This is a genomic window from Streptomyces sp. NPDC127092, from assembly GCF_042722475.1.
Taxonomy (GTDB): domain Bacteria; phylum Actinomycetota; class Actinomycetes; order Streptomycetales; family Streptomycetaceae; genus Streptomyces.
The window spans coordinates 1-537 of the sequence record NZ_JBHXFE010000226.1 but is presented as its reverse complement, the minus strand read 5'-3'; the positions used below and the strand labels follow the sequence as shown (position 1 = coordinate 537).

General features: G+C 63.3%; 1 protein-coding gene. It reads right to left on the bottom strand.

All coding sequences use genetic code 11. The features are described 5' to 3' along the window. Positions 1-472: aldehyde dehydrogenase family protein (locus ACFWJO_RS39145; protein ID WP_386872994.1), on the bottom strand; the 472-nt coding region annotated here is incomplete at its 3' end. Positions 473-537: the final 65 nt, after the last annotated feature.

Below are 537 nucleotides of genomic sequence, written 5' to 3'. Positions count from 1 at the left end.
CCTCGACGAAGTCGGACGCGATCGAACGCTGAACGAGCAGACGTGTTCCCGCGACACAAACTTGGCCGGCATTGTTGAATACCCCCCACACCGCAGCGCGGCCGGCTGTCTCGAGGTCCGCGTCCTCAAACACCATATTCGGCGACTTGCCACCGAGTTCGAGCACGCTCTTCTTGAAAGTATCTGCCGCGGCCCGCGCAATGCTTCGGCCAGTCGGCACACTGCCGGTGAAGGTGATCCCGCCGATACCTGGATGTTCCGCTACTGCGGCACCGACCTCACCACCACCGGTGACGACGTTGACGAGCCCAGCCGGGAATCCGGCCTCTGCACCGAGTCTGGCAAGCACGAGTGCGGACAACGGAGACATCTCACTCGGCTTGACCACTACGGCATTTCCACATGCGAGTGCAGGGGCCACACGGCTGCAGAAGCTACCCACTGGTCCATTCCACGGCATGATCACCCCGATGACCCCAAGCGGTTCCCGGGTGGTGTAGGACAGATGGCCCGCGTTCGCCGGGACCTGGGTGCCAG